Source organism: Xanthomonas sp. SHU 166 (assembly GCF_000364685.1).
Taxonomy (GTDB): domain Bacteria; phylum Pseudomonadota; class Gammaproteobacteria; order Xanthomonadales; family Xanthomonadaceae; genus Xanthomonas_A; species Xanthomonas_A sontii.
In genome coordinates this window covers 1-376 of sequence record NZ_AQOJ01000948.1, presented here as the reverse complement: position 1 = coordinate 376, position 376 = coordinate 1, and the positions used below count along the sequence as shown (strand labels likewise).

Sequence of the window (376 nt, the reverse complement as noted above, 5' to 3'; positions counted from 1 at the left end):
GGCTTCTCCGCCGGCGGGCACGTCGCCGCCAGCCTCGGCACCCGCTACGACGACGTGGTGTATCCGGCGCGCGATGCGATCGACCGGGTCAGCGCGCGGCCGGATTTCCTGTTGCTGCTGTACCCGGTCATCGACATGGGCAGCGGCACCGCGGCGCACACCGGCTCACGGCTGCGGCTGCTCGGACGCCATCCGGACGCGGCGACCATGGCCGCCTACTCGCTGCAGAACCGGGTGCATGCCGGCATGCCGCCGACCTTCCTGGTGCACGCGCAGGACGATCCGGTAGTGCCGGAAGAGAACAGCCTGCTGTTCTACCAGGCGCTGCGCCAGGCCGGGGTGCCGGCCGAGCTGCACCTGTTCGCGCACGGCGGCC

At 72.1% G+C, this 376-nt stretch carries 1 protein-coding gene; it reads left to right on the top strand.

The genetic code is table 11. The features are described 5' to 3' along the window. On the top strand, positions 1-376 hold a 376-nt coding region (locus tag D180_RS21250; RefSeq protein WP_017914356.1), incomplete at both ends, for an alpha/beta hydrolase.